Annotated in this window: 8 protein-coding genes; 3 read left to right on the plus strand and 5 right to left on the minus strand. The window is 51.3% G+C overall.

From position 1 onward, the window contains the following. Positions 1 to 419: 419 nt before the first annotated feature. A complete protein-coding gene (locus IQ235_RS10705; RefSeq protein ID WP_264321458.1) occupies positions 420 to 659 on the plus strand; it encodes a hypothetical protein in 240 nt (79 codons plus the stop codon). Between the two features lie 148 nt (positions 660 to 807). On the opposite strand, the gene IQ235_RS10710 is transcribed toward IQ235_RS10705, so the two are convergent. The 3 genes from IQ235_RS10710 to IQ235_RS10720 all read right to left on the minus strand — a co-directional run bounded on the left by IQ235_RS10710 (position 808) and on the right by IQ235_RS10720 (position 5240). Continuing rightward, positions 808 to 1791 carry a DnaJ C-terminal domain-containing protein gene (locus IQ235_RS10710; RefSeq protein WP_264321459.1) on the minus strand — a complete coding sequence of 328 codons (984 nt, stop codon included), beginning with the start codon at positions 1789 to 1791 and terminating at the stop codon, positions 808 to 810. Between the two features lie 169 nt (positions 1792 to 1960). After that, on the minus strand, positions 1961 to 3946 hold the full coding sequence (gene dnaK / locus IQ235_RS10715) for a molecular chaperone DnaK (RefSeq protein ID WP_264321460.1): 1986 nt from the start codon (positions 3944 to 3946) through the stop codon (positions 1961 to 1963). 169 nt (positions 3947 to 4115) lie between these two features. After that, positions 4116 to 5240, minus strand: a complete 1125-nt coding sequence (locus tag IQ235_RS10720; protein WP_264321461.1) for a THUMP domain-containing class I SAM-dependent RNA methyltransferase — start codon at positions 5238 to 5240, stop codon at positions 4116 to 4118. Between the two features lie 209 nt (positions 5241 to 5449). On the opposite strand from IQ235_RS10720, the gene IQ235_RS10725 reads away from it, so the two are divergent. Continuing rightward, on the plus strand, positions 5450 to 5869 hold the full coding sequence (locus tag IQ235_RS10725) for a peptidylprolyl isomerase (RefSeq protein WP_264321462.1): 420 nt from the start codon (positions 5450 to 5452) through the stop codon (positions 5867 to 5869). A gap of 188 nt (positions 5870 to 6057) precedes the next feature. On the opposite strand, the gene IQ235_RS10730 is transcribed toward IQ235_RS10725, so the two are convergent. Continuing rightward, positions 6058 to 6552 (minus strand): TIGR00725 family protein, encoded by a 495-nt coding sequence (locus tag IQ235_RS10730; RefSeq protein ID WP_264321463.1) that lies wholly within the window; start codon positions 6550 to 6552, stop codon positions 6058 to 6060. A gap of 507 nt (positions 6553 to 7059) precedes the next feature. Between IQ235_RS10730 and IQ235_RS10735 the strand changes: the two genes are divergently transcribed. Then, on the plus strand, positions 7060 to 8190 hold the full coding sequence (locus IQ235_RS10735; RefSeq protein WP_264321464.1) for a redoxin domain-containing protein: 1131 nt from the start codon (positions 7060 to 7062) through the stop codon (positions 8188 to 8190). A gap of 172 nt (positions 8191 to 8362) precedes the next feature. Here IQ235_RS10735 and IQ235_RS10740 read toward each other — a convergent pair whose 3' ends face one another. Next, complete coding sequence (locus IQ235_RS10740; protein ID WP_264321465.1) at positions 8363 to 9259, minus strand: phosphodiester glycosidase family protein; 897 nt, start codon at positions 9257 to 9259, stop codon at positions 8363 to 8365. Between the last annotated feature and the right edge of the window lie 88 nt (positions 9260 to 9347).

Here is a 9347-nt window from a genome sequence, read left to right on the forward strand (position 1 = left end):
GGATGAGAATCGATTCGGGGCAAGCGAATGGTCATTCGATTTGAGAGTTGAGTGATAGAAGGCTATCTTATCTGGAGTTTGACGGTCGATTGCCTCAATCGCCATTATCTGCGAGTATTTTAGGCTTGCGATCGGGTTGGCATCAGATGAGAACCTGACTTCAGTTTACCAAACTCGACCTCACCCAAGATGGAAGAAGTACTAGAGATCGGGAGAAAAACCATGGGAAGACCAAAGCAATTTTGATGAAATCCAGATTTTTTTTGAAATCGCGCCATCCGTTATCGTACCTAAGCTTGAGTTGGATATCTTGCTGGAGTTGCAATCGCAACTGCAATATTTGATGCAGCATTTTCAGAAGATCGGAGTACAATTACAAGTTGATAATAAGTAGGTAAAAGTTACTAAAAAACTAAAGTATGTCAACATCTGTATCTGCCCTATCTCAATCCGCTCGTCCCGTCCGTTCTTCTCGTCCCGACCCGTCAAATCCTGAAGCCCGCCTGATGAAATCCGTGGAATCCGTCTATCCCACGGAACGGCAAATCGAATTTTTGCACTTACACGCAGAAATTGACACCCTTCTTTTAGAGTTGAAAACCATCAAGCAACTCCGCGAAGTTGAAGTGTCTCAAAAAGAGGTCGCACTGACTCACTAGTCAGTCGCGAATTAGCGACAGATGGGCGAAGCATTCCGGTTGATGTTTATCGATTTCCACAAAAATGCCGAATGCTTCGCCCTGACGAATATTTTCAGATTTCTTCCCATTTTTTCCCTTTCCCCCAGGTTTGAGAAGCCTCCACAGTTCACCTGGGCAAATTTTGACGGGGATTGAAAGTTTCGATGCGGCGCAACTGTTCGTAGAGTTCCCGTTCTCGATCGCTCAAGTTCGGCGGTAGGGCAATTTGTACCTCCACGAACTGATCGCCGCGACTTCCCCGAGACATGGGATACCCTTTTCCCGAAAGCCGCAATCGCTGACCGGATTTGAGACCTTGGGGCAGTGTCATTTTTACCAATCCATCCAGGGTCGGCACTTCCACCCGACCGCCCAAGACCGCCTCGCTGGGGGTGAGGGGAAACTGACAAAAGATATCGCTGCCCTCCAATTTGAAGAAAGGATGGGGAGAAACGGTCATTTTGAGAAACAGATCGCCGCCGTTGGTTCCTTTGTCCTTCAGGCGCAGCCGTTGGCCGTCTACGATACCGGGCGGCATATTCACTTCGATCGATCGCCCGTCTTCCAGGCGAATGCGTTCTCTGCCGCCTCGATAAGCCTTTTCTAAGGGAAGGGTCAACCGCGCTTCGATATCGCGCGGGATATTGCCGCTAGGGACGGTATAGGCGGTCTTGGTGGTTTTGGGGCGAAACGCACCGGGAGAGTCGATGCGAGACCCCGTTGGGGGTGGAGGGGTGTTGCGGGTTGCCGTGGTGCGTCGGTTGAGCAAATCGTCGAGAAAACTCTCGAAGGTGGGGTATTGGTCGAAATCTCGTCCGGTGGTGGGACTTTGGCGGGGGCTGCTGGTTCGGTTGCGCCGAGAGGGAGTGCGTCCGGCCTTTTTCTGCTGCCAAAATTGGCTGAAGCGATCGTACTCTTGCCGGCGACTCGCATCGGAGAGAACTTCGTAGGCTTCGCCAATGTCCTTAAATTTGTCCTCGGCGGCTTTGTCTCCCGGATTCAGGTCGGGATGGTATTTTCGCGCCAGTCGGCGATAAACTTGCTTGATTTCGTCTCCCGTTGCAGTTGGGGCAACCCCCAAAAGTTTGTAATAATCCCGAACATTTTGCATGGTGATTTCGTTCGACCCTAAGCGGGCAAATTGCTTGCAACGCCCGATTGACGAGCGATCGGGCCACTAGAGCGTCACTGGGCGCGCTTGTTGGCGATCGGGCGCGGGGTGGGAATATTTGATGCGGGCGGTGGCAATCGGTAAAATTTGGCGATCGCCATTCCCATGTTTAGAACCAATCATCTTCATCATCATCCCAATTTTCATCATACGCATTGGTGCGCGGCATCCGCGACGTACCCCCCCTCGGTCGGCGTTCTTCTAAGCCGTAGTTGGGATCGCTATCTCCGCTGAACGTGCGGCGAATCGCCCCGAATAAATCGTCGTCGTCTTCTTCCATGGCATATTCGGAGACTTCGCGACTAAGTTCGTAGAGGGCATCCTGGAGGCTAGAACTGGTAATATCGATGCCACGATCGTCATTGCGAGCGAGGCTATCGCGCAAATCGAGAATCAATGCATCGATCCGCCGACGGGAACTCTGGGCGAACTGAAGACCGAAATCGAGAGCTACCGTGCGCAACTCCCGTTCCGCGCGCGAAGCCAGGGCCTCGGCGCGGTTGCGCTGGTCTACTTTTTCCCGACGCAGGCGATCGACATCGGCAAATTCCTCCGCTTGCCGGATGGCTTGTTCCACTTCCCGTTCGCTGAGGGTAGAAGCCCCTTGGATGGTAATACTTTGCTCTCGTCCGGTGGCTTTGTCCAGAGCGCTGACTTGCAAAATCCCGTTGGCATCTACGTCGAAGGAGACCTGTACCTGGGGAATCCCTCTCGGGGCCGGGGGAATACCGGTTAGTCGGAAACGACCCAGGGATTTATTATCGTTGGCCATTTGCCGTTCCCCTTGTAAAACGTGAATTTCCACCTGGCTTTGATTGTTTTGGGAGGTGGAGAAAATATCCGATCGCCGCACGGGAATCGTAGTATTGCGGGGAATCAGAGGTTTCATCACGCCGCCGATGGTTTCGAGTCCCACCGAGAGGGGAGTCACGTCGAGTAGCAGAATATCTTGGATGTTGCCGGCCAAAATTCCCGCTTGAATCGCCGCCCCCACGGCCACGACCTCGTCGGGGTTGACGTTTTGGTTGGGTTCGCGATCGATGATACTGCGAACGACGCGCTGCACTAAGGGAATCCGGGTGGAACCACCCACCAAAACCACTTCATCGATTTGGCGGGGGTTGAGTCCGGCATCGATCAAGGCTTGCTTCACCGGCAGGCGCAGGCGACGTACCAGGTCTTGGCACATGGATTCAAAATCCCCCCGATTCAGGCGGGTTTCGATATGTTTGGGACCGTCTTCCGTGGCGGTAATGAAGGGGAGGTTGATATCGGTGACTCCCACGCCGCTGAGTTCGATTTTCGCTTTCTCTGCTGCTTCGTTTAGGCGTTGCAAGGCTTGACGATCGCGCCGCAGATCGATCCCTTCAGACTCCAGAAACTCTTCAGCCAGCCAATCGACAATTTTGCGATCGAAATCGTTCCCCCCCAGTTGGGAATCGCCGCTAGTCGATCGCACCTCAAACACGCCGTCTCCCACATCGAGAACCGACACGTCAAAGGTTCCACCCCCCAGATCGAACACCAAAATCGTCTGCGCCTCCCGCCGTTCCAAGCCGTAAGCCAAAGATGCGGCCGTCGGTTCGTTGAGAATTCGTTTGACTTCCAACCCAGCAATCCGTCCCGCATCTCGGGTTGCCTGTCGCTGAGAATCGTTGAAATAGGCGGGTACGGTAATTACGGCCCCAGTAACGGGTTCTCCTAGATAGCGACTCGCTTCGTCAGCGAGTTTGCGCAGAATCATCGCTGCCACTTCTTCTGGGGCGAAATCGCGTTTGAGTCGGGGACATTTGATGCGGATATTGCCCGACTCATCCTTGCGGATGGTGTAGGGAACCCGTTTTGAGGTGGGGTTGAGTTCGCCGTACTTGCGGCCGATAAACCGCTTGACGGAATAAAACGTATTTTGAGGGTTGAGAACCCCTTGTCGCCGCGCCATCTGACCCACCAACCGTTCGCCATCCTTACTAAAGCCGACAACGGAAGGGGTCGTTCTCATTCCTTCTGCATTGGCGATCGCGATGGGTTTTCCACCTTCCATGACAGCGACCACAGAGTTGGTTGTCCCCAGGTCAATGCCGACTACCTTTCCCATAATTCCTTCTGCTTTCTACTCGTGGATCGGGTCGCACCCAATCGGATTCGATCGTACTACGTCATTATTGTATTAACTTATATTTAGTGGCGATTTTGAAGTGCCGAATACCGATCGCCCATTTTTAGGATGGGGATGCGATCGAAATTTAGAGGCGTGTTAACTAGTCCTAATACAGTTCGTATTTGAGCAGGGTGCAGGGCAGCGCACCGTTGTAAACGGGAATTCGCCGAGAAGCACGCAGTCCCACTCGTTTGCCCAGGTCTTTATTTCCCGTGAGGATATACGCCGTCCAGCCTTTAAACCGTTGCTTGAACGTATCGCCGAGCAATTTATACAAGTCTCCCAGTTCTCGGGCATCGCCTAACCGTTCTCCATAGGGAGGATTGCAGATTAAAATGCCGCCTTCCCCCGGTGCTTCGACTTCAGAGAGTTCTTGCTGTATCAATTGAACCTGACCTTTAACCCCGCAGTTTTCGGCATTGGTGCGGGCACTGGCAACGGCTTCTGGATCGCTATCGCTGCCGATAATGGGGGCGGGTAGTGCGTCGAGGCGGGTGGTAACGGCTTCTCGTTGGATTTCCTCCCATAAATCCCGATCGAAATCGGGCCATTTCATGAAGGCAAACCAATCGCGAAACGACCCCGGCGCGATGTTGAGGGCTTGCAAACTGGCTTCGAGGGGTAATGTGCCCGAACCGCACAGGGGGTCGAAAAGGGGTAAACTGGGCGAGTATTCCGCCAGGTCGAGCAGGGCCGCAGCGAGAGTTTCTTTGAGGGGGGCTAACCCTACAGCCGGTCTATAGCCCCGTCGGTGCAAACTCGTACCGGAACTATCCAAACTGAGGATACCCCGATCGCGATAGATGTGGAGGTTGATGGCGAAATCCGGATCGCCCGCATCGACGCTCGATCGCCGCCCGAACTGGTCTCGCTGTTGGTCTACGATCGCGTTTTTTACCTGGAGGGCGCTGTAGTGGCTGTGGTTGAGTTGTCGGTTGCCGCCGGTAGAGCGAACGGCGATCGTATTGTCCGGTGTGAGATACTCTCCCCAGTCGATTTGCTGCACTCCTTGATAGAGCATTTCGGAATCGACACAGCGAAATTCCGATACCGGAACTAGCACCCGAAAAATGGTTCGCGCCCACAGGTTGACGCGGTACAGCAAGGCGAGATCTCCTTTGAAATGCACCCCAGCAAAATCGGCAACCACCTCCCGCGCCCCCAATTTTTCGAGTTCTCGCGCGGCGATCGGTTCTAAGCTGCGAGCGACGGTTGCAAAGTATCGGTTCATCTTTCTCGTTGTTTGAGACATTTTTTAGAAATTAAGATTTTTCCGGTCAAAGCCTTTAGAAAGGTCTATGGGAAACCTAAAAAAAATATGAGATTTGCATTAAACGCTTTACCCGCGATCGCCACCATGAAATACTAGAATGAAGTCTGGATAAAAATTATTATCTCAGAGATAGAAGCGATAACCCCTAAAATTAGGAATTAGCTAAAATGACTCAAGCAATTATGGAAACAGACAAGGGAACAATTAATCTAGAATTGTTTAGTGACGATGCTCCAAATACCGTCCAAAACTTTGTCGATTTGTCGAAAAAAGGATTTTACGATGGTTTGAATTTTCATCGCGTGATTCCTAACTTTATGATTCAAGGCGGCTGTCCTAATGGTACGGGAACGGGAGGCCCCGGTTATCAGATTAAATGTGAAATTAATAAGAACAAGCATTTAGCTGGAACTTTGTCAATGGCTCACGCGGGTAAAGATACCGGCGGCAGTCAATTTTTTATCTGCCATTCTCCCCAATCTCATTTAGATGGCGTGCATACTGTTTTTGGGAAAACCGAAGATATGGATGTAGTGAATGCCATTCGTCAGGGAGATAAAATTGTCTCGGTGAAAATTGAGGAATAATCGCAATAAGGATTTGAGAAAGATTGGCGATCGAATCTCAAACTTGCAGGATTATTGAAAACTCGATAACATCATTTGCGAGCTTAAGCCTGGGATTTAGTCCTAGGCTTTTTAATAAACCACAAAGACACAAAGAACACAAAGTTAGAAAAGAGTTATCAAACGAAGTTTTGACGATCGCTCGCGGGTTATCCCTTAATTAATGCATTTTGCAAAATGGCGATCGCTTCTTCCACTGTTTCGGCAATCCACAAATTATCTGAAGATAGGTTCTCGAAAAACGCTTGAGTGGTGCGATCGCAGTTGAGTAAAATTACCGGCTTTTTCGCCTTCAATGCCAGCGCCACTTCCGATGCCGTTCCCGCACCCATCCCGCAAGCGACGATCGCGTGGCTCGATAGGACGTTAATATTATTGCGGGCACTTCCTAAATCGGTGAAAATGGCGATATCTACCGCTTCGGACATCCCTTCATCGGTGGCTGTGGGTAGAATGCCAATCGTCAAACCTCCTGCTTGTTTTGCCCCTTGGCTGGCGGCTTCCATCACGCCGGTATTGCGTCCCCCTGTTAGCAGTATCCACCCTTGAGATGCGATCGCGCTTCCTAGTTCTTTGGCAACATGGCGATCGATCTCCCGCGCGCCATTTCCGGGCCCCATCACTCCGATAACTGTTGTTCTCATCGCCTCACTTCTTCCGAGCCAATTGTACGATACAACACCTCCGAAGCCCCCGAAGAGGAGGAAGTTGTAGGGTGGGCATGGGCAGTATTTCTGGTGAGAATTTAACGTTTCAAATTACGATCGAACTGCCCACCTTCTCCGACGACGCTAAACTTGCCCCGATTCGATACCACCCATCAAATAACCCGACCCGAAATACCCCCACATTCCCTGTCAGATGTTTTAAATTAAAGGGGGGTCGATCTACCCGGCATTGCTGGTTCTGTTGCCTGTGAACTATCTAGCCTTGGTGTGACATCGAAATTTTAGTAATGCCGTAGGATGCGTATAGCGCTTCGCGCATGGCTTCGCTAAAGTGCCAACGTAACGCATCATCCTAAATCCTTCGTGCTCTTAGTACTCTTAGATAAATCTTGATGCTTGGAGGCGAATTTTTACTTTCAGATTGAGAGCAGAAATAGTCGCCGTAATCGCGCATCCTACCGTTTTACTTAATTACTTTTCACCATGTCTCTTTCCACCCGAACCCTCTCTATCGGCGATCGCATCCCCTTGTTTGGTTTGCTCGATCGAACTGGCGATCGCTTCATCCTCAGTGACAATGCAGGGAAACCGGCGATCGTCTTTTTCTACGCCCAAGATGAAATGCCCGGATGCCAAGAAGTGGCGATCGCATTTCGAGATTTAAAGCCCGAGTGCGATGAAGCGAACGTACAAATCTACAGCATCAGTTTAGATCGTCCCGAATCCCGCCACGCCTTTGGGGAACAACAGGATATATCCTACACCCTCCTGTGCGATACCAACAGAGCCGTCAGCAAACTTTACGGCGTATGTCGTCCCAGCGATGACGAGAAAGGAGACTGGATTTACGCGCGGGCGGCATTTTTAATCGATACCAACTTGCGGATTCTCCAAATTTACCACCTTGGAGAGCTAGAAACGGCAATCGATCGAATTCGCACCGATATCCACACCCTCATCCGCCGCGAAGAACCCCGCCACATGACGATGCAAGCCCCCGTCTTGCTAATTCCCAACGTCCTTGACAAGGAATTTTGCCAAGATTTGATTCGGCTGTGGCAAACCGATAACGGCGACTCCGGCTTTATGAAACGAGAAGGGGATCGAACCGTCGGCTATATCGACTACACCCACAAAATTCGCCGCGATCATTTCGTTGGCGATCGGAAAATTCTCAGACGTTTAGTGTCGATCGTTCAGCGGCGTGTCTTCACTGAAATCAAGCGTGCTTTTCAATTTGAAGCCACTCGCTGGGAAAGTTTCCGCATCGGCAGCTACGATTCCAGTCGTGGGGGATTTTTCCGAGCGCATCGCGATGATACCACAGGGGGAACCGCTCACCGCCGCTTTGCCATGACCTTGAATTTAAACGCTGGCGAATACGAAGGTGGCTTTCTGAGGTTTCCCGAACACGGCCCCCATCTCTACAAACCCGATACCGGCAGCGCGGTAATTTTTTCCGGTTCTGTGATGCATGAAGCGACTGATATCACCGCCGGGGAACGTTTCGTTCTGCTGTCATTTTTCTACGGCGAAAAAGAAGCCGAACAGCGCAAAGCCTACGAAGAACGGGCAAAAAACGATTACCAGGATATTATCACCGTAGAGAAGTAGGAAGTAGGAAGTAGGAAGTAGGAATTCGGAGTTCGGAGGCGCGGAATTCGGAATTGAAGAGGAGGAGGCGAGGAATTAAAAACGGGCAAAGGGGAAAGGGGAAAGGGGAAGAATATTCATGAATCGAGCACTCTACCGTCTCCCAATCTCCCCATCTCCGTGTCCATCGAAACTACCGGGCGTAAAACCCAATATGATTCGCGATGGGGCGTTCTTTCATCGGAATTTTAGCGTGGATGAGGGCATTTAAAATTTCGGCATTGCCGTTGCCATCGTCAATAGCGAGGGTGACAGAACCGCCACCATCGAGATTCACTGCCGCACTTGCCCCTAATTCGACGAAGATGTTAGCCAGTTCTGCTAGCGCCATCCCTTCGCTGTAACCCGGTTGTTTGTCATCGACGGCAATAATCCACAATTTTTCGCCAGACTCATCGATACCAACAGCCATCCGACCGTATAGTGTGTACTTCTTAGACCCTTTTTTGGGAAGATTGGTAGGTTGTCCGTTCTCAACAATCGCCTGATTCCCAGCAACGCCGTGTAGCGTCCCCTCCGGACAGGTTCCACCCCCCTCGATTCGAGCGTGCCCATCGCCCCCAAAACACAGCGCCGGCCAGTCCTCTTGGCCTGGAGAGTAAATTTGACCCCGAGAAATTGCCAGCCCGACAGCATTAGCCCGATCGCCGCTATGGGGATAATAGTCCCACGGTGTCTTCTCGCGAAACGGGTAAAAAAAGTTGGCATTAATCGCCACTTGCAACTGGAATTCTTCGAGAAATTCTGAGGTGGTGCGAGCATCTACTTCGAGATTGTCGGGTTCGAGATTCCCCAAAGGAGGGTTTCCCGGTGTTACCAAGACATCTACCCCCGTTGCCCCCAGATCGATTTCGACGGTATGTATCATCAGGGGACGGGGACGACTGTGTACTTCGCGGCGATAGGAAACCCCCTCGAATAAAACCCGATCGAGATTGGCGCGCGGGGGACGCTGCCAATACCCGCGACTGTATGCCACTAAAGGCAGTGCTAAGATACCAAGACCGATCGCTCTCCAGACAAGTTGCATATGAAATCGGGAATGAACAATGAATATAATAATGGGTGAGTCGTTATTCTCTCTAATAGGGAATGGGAAATGGGGAATGGGGAATGGG

Source organism: Zarconia navalis LEGE 11467 (assembly GCF_015207075.1).
In the GTDB taxonomy this organism is placed as follows: Bacteria; Cyanobacteriota; Cyanobacteriia; order Cyanobacteriales; family Geitlerinemataceae; genus Zarconia; species Zarconia navalis.